Source organism: Yersinia massiliensis CCUG 53443, from assembly GCF_000312485.1.
GTDB classification, from domain to species: Bacteria; Pseudomonadota; Gammaproteobacteria; order Enterobacterales; family Enterobacteriaceae; genus Yersinia; species Yersinia massiliensis.
Window position 1 is genome coordinate 1,605,186 of sequence record NZ_HE997643.1, and the last position, 16,465, is coordinate 1,621,650.

The following is a 16,465-nucleotide window of genomic DNA, read 5'->3' on the forward strand; positions in this document are numbered from 1 at the left end:
GTATAAATCACTAAGTAAACGACAGATAAATATTAGTGAGATCGACACATTTTGGTAGAAACATAATTATTTCATAATGATTCCGTTGATAAAGAAAATATCTCTCCTTTATTGATGGTTCAAACATTTGTAGCGAGTGATTAACCGCCGAGTGATTGGATACCCTATTGATTGCTCAGCTCTTATGACAAAGTACGCGTTTCGTGGCGTTTGAAATGCTATTCTACGCCCCACGTCATGGGGCGCTAGCGATCCTCCGCCAATAGGGGGACGGGTTCAAACGGGTCATTGCTGAGGCATGACCATAGTGGATTAAGGGTTAAACCGATTAATGTCAGATAAAAATAAGCAACCAACGTTCTACGTTCACGATTATGAAACCTTCGGTCAGCGCCCCGCACTGGACAGACCGGCACAGTTTGCCGGTGTCCGTACCGATCTCGATTTTAATATTATCGAAACACCACTGGTGATTTACTGCAAACCAGCAGATGACTACCTGCCGCAACCAGAAGCGGTGATGATCACCGGTATCACCCCGCAACATGCCCTCGCCAACGGGGTCAATGAAGCCGAGTTTGCTCGTCAGATCCATCAGGCATTTAATGTCCCCGGCACCTGTATCCTTGGCTACAACAATATTCGATTCGATGATGAAGTTAGCCGTAATATTTTCTATCGCAACTTTTATGATCCCTATGCCTATAGCTGGCAAGGGGGGAATTCCCGCTGGGACTTATTGGATGTGATGCGTGCCTGTTATGCTCTGCGCCCTGATGGCATTGTTTGGCCAGAGAATGAGGATGGCTTACCCAGTTTTAAATTGGAACATCTCACCAAAGCCAACGGCGTTGAACATTTACAGGCCCATGATGCGATGTCTGACGTGCACGCGACCATCGCTATGGCAAAGCTGGTCAAGCAAGCGCAGCCGCGACTGTTTGATTATCTCTACCAGCATCGCAGTAAGCATAAAATCAATGCCTTGATTGATATCGCCGAAATGACACCGCTGGTTCATGTGTCAGGCATGTTTGGTGCGGCTCGGGGCAATACCAGTTGGGTTGCGCCGTTAGCTTGGCATCCTGACAATAAAAACGCGGTGATTATGTGCGACTTGGCGGGAGATATGTCGCCATTGCTTGAGCTCGACAGCGATACATTACGTGAGCGGTTGTATACGCGCCGCGATAAGCTCAATGCTCAAGATGCCGCCGTGCCACTGAAGTTGGTGCATATTAATAAATGCCCCGTATTGGCGCCAGCCAAAACCCTGCTGCCAGAGAATGCCGAACGGCTCGGAATAGACCGCCAGCGCTGCTTGCAAAACTTGCAACTGTTGCGGCAGAACCCGCAAGTTCGCGAGAAAGTGGTCGCACTCTTTGCAGAAGCGGAGCCTTTCGCGGTATCTGATGATGTGGATGCACAGCTATATAACGGTTTTTTCAGTGATGCTGACCGCGCCACCATGAAGATCATTTTGCAAACTGAGCCGCAAAATCTGCCCGCACTGGACTTGACCTTCCAAGACCCACGCTTGGAAGCGCTGCTGTTCCGTTTCCGCGCGCGCAATTATCCTAACACCCTGACAGACAGCGAGCAAAAACGCTGGCTAGAGCATCGTCGTGAAGCGCTTAGTCCAGAACGCGTGCAAGACTATGTGATGCAACTGGAGCAGTTCTATAACCAGTACGAAAGCGATAAAGAGAAATTAGCCTTGCTGAAGGCGCTGTTTGATTATGCGCGAGGCTTAGTCAGCTAACCCGATACCCTCCGTCACGGTGAAAAACGCTGCCCGATTCGAAGTGAGAACAGGCCGATCGTAAAGACGCCGTAAATCCATCCTTGGAGGCTCGAGCCGCGCCATCCCTGGCGCGGACGCTTTACTCTTCCGCCGATCCTCACTTCTCACCCTCAAGTTATGGGGATTTATCAGCCATAAAATCAGCCATAAAAAAACGGAGCCATCAGGCTCCGTTCTAGATGCGTAATACCGCGATTCGATATCGCACTATCAGTGCGCGTTATTGTGCCAATTCACCGGTGAATTGCGGTAACGCTTGGCGGAAAGCACGGGTTTTCCAGATCATGTACAGCAGACCGATAGCACCCCATACCAGTCCCAACGTCATTGAGCTGCTTTCCAGATTCATCCACAGTACACCCACGGTTCCCGCGCCAATCATTGGCAGGATCAAGTAGCTGAAGTGATCCCTAAACGTGCGGTTACGGCGCTCACGGATATAGAACTGCGAAATCACTGACAGGTTAACGAAGGTAAACGCCACCAGCGCACCAAAGTTAATCAATGCCGTTGCTGTCACCAAATCAAAGGAGATAGCAGACAATGCCACGCCACCCACTAACAGAACGTTGATGGCCGGTGTACGCCATTTTGGATGCACGTAACCAAAGATTTTCTCTGGGAATACACCATCGCGGCCCATCACATACAGCAAACGTGAAACCCCAGCGTGTGCGGCCATACCGGACGCCAACACCGTGACACAGGAGAAGCATAGGATCACTGACTGGAAGAACTTGCCTGCCACAAACAGCATGATTTCCGGCTGTGACGCATCAGGATCGGTGAAGCGCGTGATATCCGGGAAATAGAGCTGCAAGAAGTAAGAGACGACAATAAAGATCACGCCGCCAATTAATGCGGTCAGGAAAATCGCTTTCGGGATCACCTTACCGGCATCAGGGGTTTCTTCAGACAGCGAACTGATGCCGTCGAAGCCAAGGAATGAGAAGCACAGTATCGTGGCCCCCGTTATCATCGGCACCAAATGGGCATTTTCTGAATAGAACGGACGTGGGCTAACCAGCGTACCCGCCCCTTCACCTTGATAAACGCCGTGGATCAGCAGGCCCATAAAGACCACCATGATAGCGACCTGAACCACTACAATCACGGTATTCAGGTTAGCAACCACGTTGATGCCACGCAGGTTGAACAGCGTCATCAAGCTCACCAGTGCGCCAACAAAAATCCACGACGGCACACCTGGGAAAATCGCTTCGAGATAAATTTTTGCCAACAAAATGTTGATCATCGGCATGAACAGGTAGTCCAGCAGGGATGACCAACCCACCATAAAGCCGACGTTCGGGCTAATGGATTTTTGGGCGTAGGTATAAGCCGAACCCGCAGACGGGAAACGCTTAACCAGTTTGCCATAACTGATTGCGGTAAAGAGCACGGCAATCAATGCAATGGCGTAAGAGGTCGCGACATGACCATCAGTCAGACCGGAAACAATGCCGAAAGTATCGAAGATAGTCATTGGCTGCAAATACGCCAAACCCATCATCACCACTTGGACTAACGTGAGTGTTTTTCTGAGTTGTACGCGGTTATTGGTGCCAGTTTGGTTGGTGCCGACTTCAACAGCAGCATTATGCGTCATGATTCAGCCTCCCCATACCTTTGACCCGTGTTGCAAGTGTAGAGCAACGGCCAGAGGTGACGGGGAAACTTCGTATCTGCCTGGGATACGTAAGTGGGGAAACTAAAGCGGAGTAACGGGTATTGAACATACCTGCTGCGCCATAATCGCTGCATGTGCAGCGCATACCGGTGGGCACCGGTGCCAATGAAAATAATTGCCCCATCGTTCTTTCCTCATAACGGCGACTTTCGTATGTGAATAATCGCTCGCGGACCTATTTATCTATCCGGATCGATGTCCGGCCTCTTTATTTGTGAAAACATGAATGCAAAAAAATAACCGACGCGTTTAAACGTCGGTTATTGCATGGCGCGTATTTTGCCCTAACTCGGGGGTAAAAAACAAGGTGTTAAACCATTAGAAACAATATTCTTATTGCACGTTGATCTAAACACCTATTCCTACGCTATGCCCACGCTGAGCGGCTGTTTCAACCCGTTCAATCGCCGCCCATAATTTGTCTGAATTTAGGGTTATCGGTAAGTAATGGATTGATTCGCTGGGTTTTAAAATTCGGCCAATCACTCGCTCAATACTTTCGCGGTCATTGATATCCACATCCAAAGCAGCGAGATGCGTGGGCAGGCCGAGTTTATTGAAGGCAACTACCAGCGATTGGAGCGCCTCTTCCTGATCCAACAGTGCAGTTTGCACCAATATCCCGTATGCCACTTTGGTGCCGTGCAGGAAATGTTCCGTTTGCGGAAGCAGTGTTAAACCGTTGTGGACCGCATGAGCTGCCGCGACGCGGGTATATCGCTCACCCAGCCCTCCGACCATGCCACCACCGGCAATAATGGCGTCGACCACATCGAGAAAATCTTGCGTCAATTCGCCTTGCTTAACCGCCTGCAAAGCTGCCTCACTTTGTTGCAGCAGCACATTACGGATATCCAAGGCCGCCTGTAGCCCCAAACGCACCGTTAACGATAAGGTTTCGGGTTGCGGGCTAAGCACCACGGCTTCGTACCATTTCGCCAAGGTATCGCCGATACCGGCCAACAGATATTCGACGGGTGCTTGTAAAATGATGCGCGGTTCAACTAACACCAAGTGGTTAGCGTCTTTGAAAATCTCAAAATTCAGTGCCTGCCCTGCATCGTTATACCAAACCGACAGTGGCGTCCAAGCGGCGCAAGTGGCAGCGATGGTCGGGATAGCCACCAAAGGCACGCCCAATTTGCGCGCCACCACTTTCGCGGTATCCAAAACGGCACCGCCGCCAATACCAATCACTACCTGCCGATCGTTGCCGCCTTTTTGGACCAAATCATTGACGGTAGACTCGCTGCAATGCGTGGTGAACGCCGCACGGACGGCGCTTTCCTCGTGGAATGCTGCCGGTAAATAATCGCTGGCTGCCACCCGTGCGCGCTCACCGTAAATCCACAATGCATGTTCCAGTGCCGACTGAGGATAAAACTCGCTCAGCTTGTCGATAGCCCCTGGAAAAGAGAAATAGTTAGCAGGCCCCACCTGCACTCGGATGGCAGTCGTGCTCATGGCGCGTTCCTTATTAATGAAAGTCTCAGCAAAATTAATGAAAGTCTGAGCGAAGTTTTTCTCATCTTAAGGGCTATACCCGCAATGTTTAATAATTTTTTGATATACCTTAACTATTTTAGTTTGTTGCGAATAATAGAAACTGTGTTAAAAAAGAATGATCTGAGCAGCATTATTGACTGCCTACCTCGCTAAACACTGTATAGGGCAGCCATCGAAATTTATGTCCAGCAACACTCCCTCTCGCCTTGAGATGCGCGATATCTCTATCTCGTTTTCTGGATTTCACGCCTTACAGCACGTTGACTTCACCTTAGAAGGCGGTTCGACTCATGCATTGGTCGGCGCTAATGGCGCGGGTAAATCAACTCTGATGGCGATTCTTTCCGGCGCGCATAGTCACTATCGCGGCGAAATTGCGATTGATGGTCAAGTGATCGATATTCACTCACCGCGACAGGCAAAAGAGCATGGTATCCACGTGGTGCAACAAGAGGTGGATGTGGCGCTGATCCCCACGTTGTCAGTGGCGGAAAATATTATGCTGGATACCCTCGCTGAACGGGGCCATCTGTTGAACTGGCCACAACTTTACCGTCAGGCAGAAGCCCTGCTCGAGCAGCTCGATCTCAAATTGAATGTGCGCCAACGCTTAGAGCTCTGCACGTTAGCCGAGAAACAGCAGGTGTTACTGGCGCGCGCCCTTTCCCATCAATGCCGTTTCCTGATTTTGGATGAACCGACAGCACCACTGGATCAAGCAGAAAGCGCACGGTTATTCCGTGTGGTGCGCCGCTTGCAGTCTGAAGGGATGGCGATCGTTTTCATTTCGCATCGCATCCATGAACTGCGCGAGATCTGCGATCAATTAACCGTCTTACGGGATGGCCGCCGTGTCAGCCATGATGTAATGGGCGATCTCAGCGGTGAGCAGATCGTGGAGAAAATGCTCGGCCATACCTTGGATGACATTTTTCCGCCACGGCGGGCAGTGGTCAGCGATAAAACTCTCTTATCTGTCAGCGGGTTACACGACCAACATAAACTGCGTGATATCTCACTGACGTTGCACGAAGGCGAGATTTTAGGCATTGCAGGCTTAGCCGGTGCCGGTAAAACCGAATTGTGCAAAGCGTTGTTTGGCGCGACCACCAGCCGTGTCGATCACGGTGAATTACAAGGTAAACCTTGGAAACCGCGCTCACCAGACCAATCAGTGGCTCAAGGGTTAGCCTTGGTGCCAGAAGAGCGGCGTAAAGAAGGTATCTTTATCCACGAAGGTATCCCGATGAACCTCAGTGTCGCCGCCGATGACAGTTTTTCTCGCTGGAGCATTTTTAGCCGTCGCCAAGAGTTAAATTGGGCCAAAACACTGATTCAGCGCCTTGGGGTACGCACCTCCTCACCACAACAAAAACTGGCCCGTCTTTCAGGGGGAAATCAGCAGAAAGTGGCGATTGGCAAGTGGTTGCGGGGGGATTCCAACGTGCTGATTTTTGATGAGCCGACGAAAGGCGTGGACATCAAAGCCAAGCAGGATTTGTTCCATTTGATTGATGGCTTGGCTCAACAAGGCAAAGGCATTATTTATGCTTCCGGCGAATTCTCCGAGTTGGTCGGTTTATGTGATCGTATCTGTGTGCTGTGGGACGGGCGCGTCGTCGCTGAACTGCACGCCGCAGAGGTCGATGAAGAAACATTATTACTTTATTCAACGGGAGGAGTCCCTCAGTGAGCAAAGAACTACCCCTACCAGACGCACAACCTTGGCGTCACCAACTGTTTGATTTTCTCTACAAATGGGGGATGTTACTCACCGTTGTGGCGCTGATCGCGTTATTTGGTTTGGCCACCGATAACTTTCTCGATCCCAATAATATCATCAATATTTTGCGCTCCATTGCGATCGTGACTGTGATTGCTATCGGGGTATCGATTTCACTCTCCATTGGTGGTTTTGACTTATCCGTGGGGTCGACCGCTTCTCTGGCGAATGCCATCGTGGTCTCGCTGTTTGTTTGGTACGGTTTTGGCACTACGGGCGCGATAGTCCTGACGTTGCTGATTTGTACTCTGGTCGGTCTGTTCAATGCGTTTTTGATTGTGGTGCTGAAGATCCCAGACATGCTAGCGACCCTCGCCAGCCTGTTTGTTATCCAAGGCGTGGCGATGACTTACAGCCACGGCGGCTCTATCACGCAAAATATGTTGCTGCCTAGCGGTGACATGGCGGAAGGCGTCATTCCTGAGATGTTCTCAGCATTAGGGCAAGTGCCGGTGATTGTGCTGATTATGTTGGTGGTCACCATCGTGGTGCAGCTCTACTTGTCCCTGACCAAACATGGTCGGCGCATGTATGCCATTGGTGGCAACCCTGAAGCTGCACGGCTCGCGGGTATCCGCACGGTACGCTATCGAGTGTTGGCGTATATGCTTTCCTCACTGTTGGCGGCATTGGGTGGGATTTTATTGGCGTCTCGCATTGGCTCATCACAAGTCAACGCCGGCGGCGGTTATTTGATGGATGCGGTGGCCGCCGCTTATATCGGTTTTTCACTGGCCGGCTCCGGTAAACCCAATGCCTTCGGCACCTTGATTGGTGCGGTGATCCTCGGTGTGTTGCAAAACGGGCTGGTGATGTTGTCAGTGCCCTACTATGCGATGGATATCATCAAAGGGCTGGTACTGGCGATGGCATTGGCACTGACTTATATTCATCAAAAACGGTGACATGCCGCCAATCAAAGGGAAAGCCCTAGACTGGGGCGTCCCCTTTGGTTGGCTTAATTTAACGGCATACGGTTGGGATCGGGATAGAGGTATTCGAAACCTAACTCACTGCAAATCTTGCTGCCGTCAATCTCCCGTGCTGGCTCCTCGATATCTTCCGGTGCAAATACCGGTGGCGTGAGATTTAACGCCCTCGCGCTGGCAGGATAGAAGTCACGTTTGCTCGGGTGCATCGGCGCGCACAGATTATAAATATGCCCGCCTTTAGGTAAACGAAGCAGCAATTCAATGGCCGCAATAACATCCTCCTGATGTACCAGATTGACTCCCAGTGAACCGCCTTTAACGTCTGTTTTACCCACCAGGAAACGACCAGGATGGCGATCGCCGCCCACCAAACCCGCTAAGCGCAAAATATCCACTGACGTATTAGGCAAATCATGCAACCAAAGTTCGAGCTCCATGAGTGTTTTCCCCGCCGTCGTGACCGGTTGCAGAGGGGAGTTTTCTTTAATGCGCCCACGGGTTTCCCCATACACGGAGGTCGAACTGGTAAAAATAATGCGCGGGACGCCAAAAGCGAGCGCACTGTCGACCACTTGTCGTACTGCCTGAAAATAGTCTCTGCCACCTTCAGTCGTCCGGCTAGCGGGTAAAGTAATAATGAGCGCATCAACTGCCATCAACTGGGCTAAATCATCGGGATCGCAAATCAGCTCAGGTGTCAGTTGTAACAGGTAACAATCAATGCCACTCATTCTGGCAGCGTCGACACCATCCAATGTGGTTTTGCTGCCAACCACCTGTATTCCACGACGAATTAATGATTGTGCTAACGGCATACCCAACCAGCCCAATCCAATAATGGCGACTTTTTTCATCTCGATTGCTCTCCAGCCATATTGCTCTTCAACCATTTTTATCAATAACTCATATCGATAACTGATACCACAAACATAAGACCCTACAGGTAATCTACGCCCGATAACCCCCGCTCACAATGAGGTTAGCAGCGTTATACCCTAAGTATGATGACATTATGCCTTTCATTTCATTCATCGGGATAATGCCAATACGTAACAGTTTTGTGCTTAAACTGACATTAAATAGAGTGAAAATCGCCATAAATAAAATGATTCCCCACAGATAAGCCGCAGCCCGCCTCGGTGAAATAAACTCATCAGACGAAAAAAAGGTTGCGTCGCCACCGTCTGATGGTTTACGTTGATTGACAGAAATTATGGCACGTTCCAAATATGGCTATTTTGATTTGCTCAAAAAGCCCAAATAGAGAAATTATCATGAATCGCGTTCAATTTAATCACCATCATCACCATCATCCTGACTAGTCTTGCAGGCCGATGTGTGCTGGAAGACGGTTAACGAATCTTCCAGGTGGCGGTAGAACGCAATAGAGAAAGCCCTCGGAAGATTATCTTCCGAGGGCTTTTTTGTTATTCAGATTTAATCACCCTACGGCATTACGTTCGCAGGGGAAAATTAATAAATTAAGAGGATTATCATGTTGGATAAAACACGTTTACGCATCGCGATGCAGAAATCAGGCCGCCTGAGTGACGATTGCCACGAGTTGCTGTCACGCTGCGGGATTAAAATCAATTTACAGCAGCAGCGCCTGATTGCTTTCGCGGAAAACATGCCTATCGATATCCTGCGTGTCCGTGATGACGATATCCCAGGGTTGGTAATGGATGGCGTGGTTGATCTGGGCATTATCGGTGAAAACGTACTGGAAGAAGAGTTACTCAGCCGCCGTGCTCAAGGCGAAGACCCGCGTTACTTCACATTACGCCGTCTGGATTTCGGTGGCTGCCGGCTGTCATTGGCTGCCTCACTGGATACCGAATACACCGGGCCGGAATGCCTGCAAAACAAACGTATTGCCACCTCTTACCCGCACATCTTAAAACAGTATCTGGATAAAAAAGGCGTGAGCTTTAAGTCTTGTTTACTGAACGGTTCAGTTGAAGTTGCCCCCCGTGCCGGTTTGGCCGATGTCATCTGTGACTTGGTTTCAACCGGTGCCACCCTAGAAGCAAATGGCCTGCGTGAAGTCGAAGTCATTTACCGCTCTAAGGCTTGTTTGATCCAGCGTGATGGCGAAATGCCTGCCGAGAAACAAGCCCTGATTGATCGCATGATGACCCGTATTCAAGGGGTTATTCAGGCGCGTGAATCCAAGTACATCATGATGCACGCACCAAGCGAGCGTTTGGACGAAATCATCACCCTGTTACCGGGTGCCGAGCGCCCAACGATTCTGCCACTGGCGGGTGATAAAAGTCGCGTTGCCATGCACATGGTGAGTAGCGAAACGCTATTCTGGGAAACCATGGAGAAACTGAAGGCGCTGGGTGCCAGCTCCATTCTGGTGTTACCGATTGAAAAAATGATGGAGTAACCGATGCAGCCGACGAATTTCAATACCCTAATTGACTGGCAGCAATGCAGTAAAGAGCAGCAAAAAGCGCTGCTGAGCCGCCCAGCCATTAATGCATCAGACCGGATTACCAGCGCGGTCAGCGAGATACTGGATCGGGTCAAAAACGAGGGTGACAGCGCCCTGCGTGATTTCAGTCAGCGTTTTGATGCGGTGCAAGTTGCCGATATTCGCGTCAGTGCCGAAGAGATAACCGCTGCTGCTGCGCGTTTGAACGATGATATCAAGCAAGCAATGGCGCAAGCGGTACGCAACATTGAAATCTTCCACAACGCGCAGAAAATGCCGGTGGTGGATGTTGAGACTCAACCGGGCGTGCGTTGCCAGCAAATCACCCGCCCGATAGCCTCCGTCGGCTTATATATCCCCGGTGGCTCTGCACCGCTGTTGTCTACCGTGCTGATGCTCGGTACCCCCGCGCGTATTGCCGGCTGCCAGCGTGTCATTTTATGTTCACCGCCACCGATTGCTGATGAAATTTTGTATGCAGCGCAGTTATGTAGGATTCAAGAAGTGTTCCAGATTGGTGGCGCACAAGCTATTGCTGCGATGGCCTTTGGCAGCGAAACCGTACCGAAAGTGAATAAAATCTTTGGGCCGGGCAACGCGTATGTCACCGAAGCGAAACGCCAAGTTAGCCAACGCCTTGATGGCGCGGCAATCGATATGCCTGCGGGTCCATCAGAAGTGTTAGTTATTGCCGACAGCGGTGCCACACCGGCATTTATTGCTTCTGATCTATTGTCTCAGGCCGAACATGGGCCTGATTCACAAGTGGTATTGTTAACGCCAGATGCCGCTATTGCGCAAGCTGTCGCTGTGGAAGTTGAACAGCAACTGGCGGTGTTATCGCGGGCAGATATTGCACGCCAAGCACTGGAAAGCAGCCGTTTGATCATCACCAAAGATTTGCAGCAATGCATCGATATCAGTAATGAGTACGGCCCAGAACACTTGATTCTGCAAATACGTCAGCCAGAAGCGATTATCGACCAAATCGATAATGCTGGTTCGGTCTTTATGGGTGATTGGTCTCCGGAATCCGCCGGTGATTATGCTTCAGGGACCAACCACGTATTACCGACGTATGGTTATACCTCAACCTATTCCAGCTTGGGTCTAGCCGATTTTGTTAAACGCATGACCGTGCAACAGTTAACCCCGCAGGGCTTACTGGGTCTGGCACCAACTATCGAAACACTGGCACAGGCCGAGCAACTGACCGCCCACAAAAACGCCGTTACCCTACGCGTCTCTGCCCTGACAGCCACCAATAAGGATCAAGCATGAGCAAATCTGCCAACATCACTGATTTGGCCCGCGCCAATGTCCGCGCGTTGACCCCTTATATGTCAGCCCGCCGTTTAGGTGGCAATGGCGACGTGTGGCTTAACGCCAACGAGTATCCGCTGGCCACTGAATATCAATTAACGGCACAAACCTTCAACCGTTACCCTGAGTGCCAGCCCAAGTTAGTGATTGAGCGTTACGCGGCTTACGCCGGTTTAGAACCTGAGCAGGTATTGGTGAGCCGTGGTGCTGACGAAGGGATTGAGCTACTGATCCGCGCGTTTTGTGAGCCGGGCCAAGATGCCATTCTGTTCTGCCCGCCCACTTATGGCATGTATGCCGTGAGCGCCGAAACCTTCGGTGTAGAACGACGTACCGTGCAAGCCAAAGAAGATTGGCAACTCGACTTACCGGCGATTAAAGACAGTCTCGATCGGGTCAAGCTGATTTACATTTGTAGCCCCAATAACCCGACGGGCAATCTAATCAACCCAGCCGACCTACGTGAAGTATTGGAATTGTCGCAAGGCCGCGCGATTGTGGCTATCGATGAAGCTTATATTGAGTTCTGCCCGCAAGCCTCTGTGAGCAGTTGGCTAAAAGATTATCCGAATTTAGTCATTTTGCGCACCTTATCGAAAGCCTTTGCATTGGCTGGCTTACGCTGTGGCTTTACCTTGGCAAATAGCGATATTATCCAACTGCTGCTCAAAGTGATTGCCCCTTACCCGTTATCCACCCCCGTGGCCGATATCGCGGCACAAGCGCTCAGCCCTCAAGGTTTAGAGCAAATGCGCCAGCGGGTGAACGAAGTGAAAGCTAACCGCGAATGGCTGCAAAATGCGCTGCAAGACTGCGCTTGCGTTGAAGAGGTGTTTATCAGCGAGAGTAACTATTTATTGGTGCGTATGACCGCCTCTAGCAGCGTGTTCAAAGCGTTGTGGGATCAGGGCATCATTCTGCGTGACCAAAATAAGCAGCCGGGGTTATCCAACTGCCTGCGCATTACCATCGGCACCCGTCAGGAGTGTGAGCGAGTGATTACTGCCCTTGCTCCCCTGCCCGGTGTTGATAGCCCGAACAATACCAATATTGCCAGCCTGCGTAAGGAAACGATATGAGCCAGAAATTTCTATTTATTGATCGCGACGGCACCTTAATTGCCGAACCACCAGAAGACTATCAAGTTGACCGGTTGGACAAACTGGCATTAGAGCCAGACGTGATCCCTGCATTACTGGCACTGCAAAAAGCAGAATACCGTTTAGTGATGATCACCAACCAAGATGGCTTGGGCACGAGCAGCTTCCCACAGGAAACGTTCGATCCACCTCATGACCTGATGATGCAGATTTTCAGCTCTCAGGGGATTCATTTTGAGCAGGTTTTGATTTGCCCACATTTACCCGCAGACCATTGTGCCTGCCGTAAACCTAAAACGGCGTTGGTTGAGCGCTATCTCGCAGAAGGCGTGATGAACAGTGCCAACAGTTATGTGATAGGTGACCGTGAAACAGATCTGCAATTGGCACAAAACATGGGCATCAGTGGCTTGCGTTATCAGCGTGACGGCCTTAACTGGTCACAAATCGCCAAGCAACTGACCGAACGTGATCGCCATGCTCACGTGAATCGCGTCACCAAAGAAACCGCGATTGACGTGAATGTTTGGTTAGACCGTGAAGGCGGCAGCAAGATCAAAACCGGTGTCGGCTTCTTCGACCATATGTTGGATCAAATCGCCACTCACGGGGGTTTCCGGATGGATATTCAGGTCAGTGGTGACTTGTATATTGATGACCATCACACGGTGGAAGATACTGCGCTGGCATTAGGCGAGGCTATCAACAATGCGTTGGGGGATAAGCGCGGGATTGGTCGTTTTGGCTTTGTGCTGCCAATGGATGAGTGCTTGGCACGTTGCGCGCTGGATATTTCCGGCCGCCCGCATCTGGAATACAAAGCCGAGTTTAACTACCAACGTGTTGGGGATTTGAGTACCGAGATGGTCGAACACTTCTTCCGTTCCCTCTCTTATGCCATGGCCTGCACCTTACACCTGAAAACCAAAGGTCGTAACGATCATCATCGGGTAGAAAGCCTGTTTAAGGTCTTTGGCCGAACGTTACGTCAAGCGATCCGTGTTGAGGGCAATACGCTGCCAAGCTCCAAAGGAGTGTTGTGATGAATGTGGTGATTCTGGATACCGGTTGCGCCAACCTCTCCTCTGTCACTTATGCAGTGCAGCGGTTAGGTTATGCGCCGGTTATCAGCCGTGACCCAGAAATCGTGTTGCGTGCTGATAAGCTGTTTCTACCGGGAGTGGGGACGGCACATGCGGCCATGGACCAGTTAAAAGAACGCGATCTGATTGAGCTGATTAAGAGCTGTACCCAGCCGGTATTAGGGATCTGCCTTGGGATGCAGTTGCTGGCGACCCGCAGCGAGGAAAGTGGTGGCATCAACACCCTTGGTATCATCGATGCTCCAGTAAAACAGATGACCGACTTTGGTTTACCGCTGCCGCATATGGGTTGGAATCAGATTACCGCGCAAGCGGGGAATCATCTGTTCCGTGGTATCCCAGACGGGACCTATTTCTACTTTGTGCACGGATACGCAATGCCAATATGCCCAAATACCATCGCCCAAGCCAATTACGGCGAGCCGTTTACCGCCGCAGTCGAAAAAGACAACTTCTTTGGTGTGCAATTTCATCCGGAACGTTCCGGCGCAGCGGGTGCTCAATTGCTGAAAAACTTTTTGGAGATGTAAACACCATGATTATTCCCGCTTTGGATCTCATCGAAGGCAAAGTGGTGCGTTTGCATCAGGGCGATTACGGTCAGCAACGTGATTATGGCAATCACCCGCTACCGCGCTTGCAGGACTACCAACAACAAGGCGCTCAAGTATTACACTTGGTTGACCTGACCGGTGCCAAAGACCCAGCAGCCCGCCAGATCCCGCTATTACGTGAATTGCTCGCGGGCATAGATGTTCCGGTGCAAGTCGGTGGTGGTATCCGTAATGAACAAGACGTGGTCGCGCTATTAGAAGCAGGTGCAACACGGGTGGTGGTTGGTTCTACTGCCGTTAAGCAACCTGAAATGGTGCAACAGTGGTTTGAACGTTATGGTCCCGAAGCCATTGTGTTGGCGCTGGATGTGCGGATTAACGATGCGGGTCGTAAGCAAGTGGCTATCAGTGGTTGGCAGGAGAACTCCGATGCCACCTTGGAGCAGATCGTCGAGCAATATTTGCCTTTCGGCCTAAAACACGTGCTCTGTACCGATATCTCCCGCGATGGCACCTTGAGTGGCTCCAATGTTGAGCTGTATCAGGAAGTTTGCCAGCGTTACCCACAAGTGGCGTTCCAAGCCTCCGGCGGGATTGGTTGCTTGGATGATATCGCTCGTTTACGTGGCAGCGGTGTACAAGGCGTGATTGTGGGTCGGGCACTTCTGGACGGCAAATTTAACGTGAAGGAGGCGATCGCATGCTGGCAAAACGTATAATTCCTTGTCTGGATGTGAAAGACGGCCAAGTGGTCAAGGGCGTCCAGTTCCGTAACCACGAAATTATTGGCGATATCGTGCCATTGGCGCAGCGCTACGCGCAGGAAGGCGCTGATGAGCTGGTATTTTACGATATCACCGCCTCCTCCGATGGCCGAGTGGTGGATAAAAGCTGGGTATCACGCGTCGCGGAAGTGATTGATATCCCTTTCTGTGTCGCAGGGGGCATTAAAAGTGTGGAAGACGCGGGTCAGATATTGACCTTTGGCGCAGATAAAATCTCCATCAACTCACCCGCCCTTGCCGATCCCACGTTAATCACCCGACTGGCTGATCGCTATGGCGTACAATGCATCGTGGTGGGTATTGATACCTGGCATGACGCAGAAAGTAACAGTTATCAGGTTTATCAATTTACCGGTGATGAAAAGCGGACCAAAGCCACTACGTGGCAAACCGAGGATTGGATTAAAGAAGTCCAGTTACGTGGTGCCGGTGAGATTGTGCTGAATATGATGAATCAGGATGGCGTGCGTAACGGCTATGATTTGCGTCAGTTGAAGCAGATGCGGGCGATTTGCCATGTTCCGCTGATCGCCTCAGGTGGCGCTGGCACACCAGAGCACTTCCTCGACGCTTTCCGTGATGCGGATGTTGACGGTGCGCTGGCAGCCTCTGTATTCCATAAGCAAATCATTAATATCAGCGAATTGAAAACGTATTTGTCAGAACAAGGCGTGGAGATAAGAGTGTGTTAACAGAACAACAAATGAATCAATTGGATTGGGAAAAAGTCGACAATCTAATGCCAGCCATCGTTCAACATGCCGTATCCGGTGAAGTTCTGATGATGGGGTATATGAATCGCGAAGCGCTCGCAGTGACAGAAGAAACCGGTAAAGTGACCTTTTTCTCTCGCACCAAACAGCGTTTATGGACCAAAGGCGAAAGCTCGGGTCACTTTCTCAATGTAGTCAATATCTACCCTGATTGTGACAATGATACCCTGCTGATTCTGGTTAATCCTATCGGCCCAACTTGCCATTTAGGCAATAACAGTTGCTTCGCGCCTGCGGCCAGTGACTGGAGTTTCCTGTATCAGTTAGAGCAATTGCTAGCATCACGTAAGTCAGCCGATCCGGCCAGTTCTTATACTGCCAAACTCTATGCCAGTGGCACTAAGCGCATTGCCCAGAAAGTGGGGGAAGAAGGTGTCGAAACGGCCCTCGCCGCCACCGTGAATGACCGCGAAGAGTTGACTAACGAAGCATCAGATTTGATGTATCACCTGTTAGTACTGTTGCAGGATCAGGACTTGGATATGAGCAAAGTCATTGGTCGCCTGCGAGAGCGCCACGAGAAGTAATCGTCGCAGGCTTTCTTGCTGGCAAATAAAAACGCCTCCGGTTTATCACCGAAGGCGTTTTTTATTGGGCGAACATCAAAACGATATTGCTTGTTCAAAATAATACTGCTTTCGTTATCAGTGGCGAAAGCAGGGAATATTC

16 protein-coding genes and 2 other annotated features are annotated in these 16,465 nt (G+C 50.6%); of the genes, 12 read left to right on the plus strand and 4 right to left on the minus strand.

Going from position 1 to position 16,465, the window contains the following annotated elements; all coding sequences use genetic code 11:
• The first annotated feature begins 331 nt into the window (after nucleotides 1–331).
• The gene (gene sbcB / locus BN68_RS07290) at nucleotides 332–1,762 is read left to right on the plus strand and encodes an exodeoxyribonuclease I (protein ID WP_019210506.1); all 1,431 of its coding nucleotides are present in this window, start codon (nucleotides 332–334) and stop codon (nucleotides 1,760–1,762) included.
• Between the two features lie 262 nt (nucleotides 1,763–2,024).
• On the opposite strand, the gene BN68_RS07295 is transcribed toward sbcB, so the two are convergent.
• From BN68_RS07295 to BN68_RS07305, 3 genes are all read right to left on the minus strand, one after another.
• The gene (locus BN68_RS07295) at nucleotides 2,025–3,413 is read right to left on the minus strand and encodes an APC family permease (protein ID WP_019210507.1); all 1,389 of its coding nucleotides are present in this window, start codon (nucleotides 3,411–3,413) and stop codon (nucleotides 2,025–2,027) included.
• Complete coding sequence (locus tag BN68_RS07300; protein WP_042806421.1) at nucleotides 3,403–3,618, minus strand: hypothetical protein; 216 nt, start codon at nucleotides 3,616–3,618, stop codon at nucleotides 3,403–3,405. Before BN68_RS07300 ends, BN68_RS07295 begins: the two co-directional genes overlap by 11 nt.
• A gap of 224 nt (nucleotides 3,619–3,842) precedes the next feature.
• Nucleotides 3,843–4,958 carry an oxidoreductase gene (locus BN68_RS07305; protein WP_019210508.1) on the minus strand — a complete coding sequence of 372 codons (1,116 nt, stop codon included), beginning with the start codon at nucleotides 4,956–4,958 and terminating at the stop codon, nucleotides 3,843–3,845.
• A 223-nt stretch (nucleotides 4,959–5,181) separates the two neighbouring features.
• Between BN68_RS07305 and BN68_RS07310 the strand changes: the two genes are divergently transcribed.
• Together BN68_RS07310 and BN68_RS07315 are read left to right on the plus strand one after the other, a co-directional pair.
• Nucleotides 5,182–6,693, plus strand: coding sequence for a sugar ABC transporter ATP-binding protein (locus tag BN68_RS07310; RefSeq protein WP_019210509.1), 1,512 nt, complete (start codon nucleotides 5,182–5,184; stop codon nucleotides 6,691–6,693).
• Nucleotides 6,690–7,688, plus strand: coding sequence for an ABC transporter permease (locus tag BN68_RS07315; protein ID WP_019210510.1), 999 nt, complete (start codon nucleotides 6,690–6,692; stop codon nucleotides 7,686–7,688). The genes BN68_RS07310 and BN68_RS07315 overlap by 4 nt, the downstream gene beginning before the upstream one ends.
• 53 nt (nucleotides 7,689–7,741) lie before the next feature.
• On the opposite strand, the gene BN68_RS07320 is transcribed toward BN68_RS07315, so the two are convergent.
• On the minus strand, nucleotides 7,742–8,569 hold the full coding sequence (locus BN68_RS07320) for an SDR family oxidoreductase (protein WP_042806422.1): 828 nt from the start codon (nucleotides 8,567–8,569) through the stop codon (nucleotides 7,742–7,744).
• 420 nt (nucleotides 8,570–8,989) lie between these two features.
• On the opposite strand from BN68_RS07320, the gene hisL reads away from it, so the two are divergent.
• From hisL to hisIE, 9 genes are all read left to right on the plus strand, one after another.
• Complete coding sequence (gene hisL, locus BN68_RS23870) at nucleotides 8,990–9,037, plus strand: his operon leader peptide (protein WP_002231208.1); 48 nt, start codon at nucleotides 8,990–8,992, stop codon at nucleotides 9,035–9,037.
• Nucleotides 9,013–9,143 (plus strand) — a sequence feature (His leader region). (Overlaps the previous gene by 25 nt.)
• Nucleotides 9,101–9,217 (minus strand) — a sequence feature (His leader region). (Overlaps the previous feature by 43 nt.)
• Nucleotides 9,211–10,110, plus strand: coding sequence for an ATP phosphoribosyltransferase (gene hisG, locus BN68_RS07330; RefSeq protein ID WP_019210513.1), 900 nt, complete (start codon nucleotides 9,211–9,213; stop codon nucleotides 10,108–10,110). It overlaps the preceding feature by 7 nt.
• Nucleotides 10,111–10,113: 3 nt before the next feature.
• The gene (gene hisD, locus BN68_RS07335; RefSeq protein WP_019210514.1) at nucleotides 10,114–11,439 is read left to right on the plus strand and encodes a histidinol dehydrogenase; all 1,326 of its coding nucleotides are present in this window, start codon (nucleotides 10,114–10,116) and stop codon (nucleotides 11,437–11,439) included.
• On the plus strand, nucleotides 11,436–12,560 hold the full coding sequence (gene hisC, locus BN68_RS07340; protein WP_019210515.1) for a histidinol-phosphate transaminase: 1,125 nt from the start codon (nucleotides 11,436–11,438) through the stop codon (nucleotides 12,558–12,560). Before hisD ends, hisC begins: the two co-directional genes overlap by 4 nt.
• Nucleotides 12,557–13,624: a bifunctional histidinol-phosphatase/imidazoleglycerol-phosphate dehydratase HisB gene (hisB, locus tag BN68_RS07345; protein WP_019210516.1), complete on the plus strand. Its 1,068-nt coding sequence runs from the start codon at nucleotides 12,557–12,559 to the stop codon at nucleotides 13,622–13,624. The genes hisC and hisB overlap by 4 nt, the downstream gene beginning before the upstream one ends.
• Entirely contained in the window at nucleotides 13,624–14,214 is a 591-nt protein-coding gene (gene hisH, locus BN68_RS07350; protein WP_019210517.1) for an imidazole glycerol phosphate synthase subunit HisH, read from the plus strand. Before hisB ends, hisH begins: the two co-directional genes overlap by 1 nt.
• Nucleotides 14,215–14,219: 5 nt before the next feature.
• Nucleotides 14,220–14,957, plus strand: a complete 738-nt coding sequence (hisA, locus tag BN68_RS07355) for a 1-(5-phosphoribosyl)-5-[(5-phosphoribosylamino)methylideneamino]imidazole-4-carboxamide isomerase (protein ID WP_019210518.1) — start codon at nucleotides 14,220–14,222, stop codon at nucleotides 14,955–14,957.
• Complete coding sequence (gene hisF, locus BN68_RS07360; RefSeq protein ID WP_019210519.1) at nucleotides 14,939–15,715, plus strand: imidazole glycerol phosphate synthase subunit HisF; 777 nt, start codon at nucleotides 14,939–14,941, stop codon at nucleotides 15,713–15,715. The genes hisA and hisF overlap by 19 nt, the downstream gene beginning before the upstream one ends.
• Entirely contained in the window at nucleotides 15,709–16,323 is a 615-nt protein-coding gene (gene hisIE, locus BN68_RS07365; protein WP_019210520.1) for a bifunctional phosphoribosyl-AMP cyclohydrolase/phosphoribosyl-ATP diphosphatase HisIE, read from the plus strand. The genes hisF and hisIE overlap by 7 nt, the downstream gene beginning before the upstream one ends.
• Nucleotides 16,324–16,465: the final 142 nt, after the last annotated feature.

Excerpts from the sequence above, each read along its gene's own strand:
- hisF (WP_019210519.1), top strand. The coding sequence starts at position 14,939 with ATGCTGGCAAAACGTATAATTCCTTGTCTGGATGTGAAAGACGGCCAA.
- hisC (WP_019210515.1), top strand. The coding sequence starts at position 11,436 with ATGAGCAAATCTGCCAACATCACTGATTTGGCCCGCGCCAATGTCCGC.
- hisD (WP_019210514.1), top strand. The coding sequence starts at position 10,114 with ATGCAGCCGACGAATTTCAATACCCTAATTGACTGGCAGCAATGCAGT.
- BN68_RS07310 (WP_019210509.1), top strand. The coding sequence starts at position 5,182 with ATGTCCAGCAACACTCCCTCTCGCCTTGAGATGCGCGATATCTCTATC.
- hisG (WP_019210513.1), top strand. The coding sequence starts at position 9,211 with ATGTTGGATAAAACACGTTTACGCATCGCGATGCAGAAATCAGGCCGC.
- hisA (WP_019210518.1), top strand. The coding sequence starts at position 14,220 with ATGATTATTCCCGCTTTGGATCTCATCGAAGGCAAAGTGGTGCGTTTG.
- BN68_RS07320 (WP_042806422.1), bottom strand. The coding sequence starts at position 8,569 with ATGAAAAAAGTCGCCATTATTGGATTGGGCTGGTTGGGTATGCCGTTA.
- BN68_RS07295 (WP_019210507.1), bottom strand. The coding sequence starts at position 3,413 with ATGACGCATAATGCTGCTGTTGAAGTCGGCACCAACCAAACTGGCACC.
- hisB (WP_019210516.1), top strand. The coding sequence starts at position 12,557 with ATGAGCCAGAAATTTCTATTTATTGATCGCGACGGCACCTTAATTGCC.
- BN68_RS07305 (WP_019210508.1), bottom strand. The coding sequence starts at position 4,958 with ATGAGCACGACTGCCATCCGAGTGCAGGTGGGGCCTGCTAACTATTTC.
- BN68_RS07300 (WP_042806421.1), bottom strand. The coding sequence starts at position 3,618 with ATGGGGCAATTATTTTCATTGGCACCGGTGCCCACCGGTATGCGCTGC.
- hisH (WP_019210517.1), top strand. The coding sequence starts at position 13,624 with ATGAATGTGGTGATTCTGGATACCGGTTGCGCCAACCTCTCCTCTGTC.
- sbcB (WP_019210506.1), top strand. The coding sequence starts at position 332 with ATGTCAGATAAAAATAAGCAACCAACGTTCTACGTTCACGATTATGAA.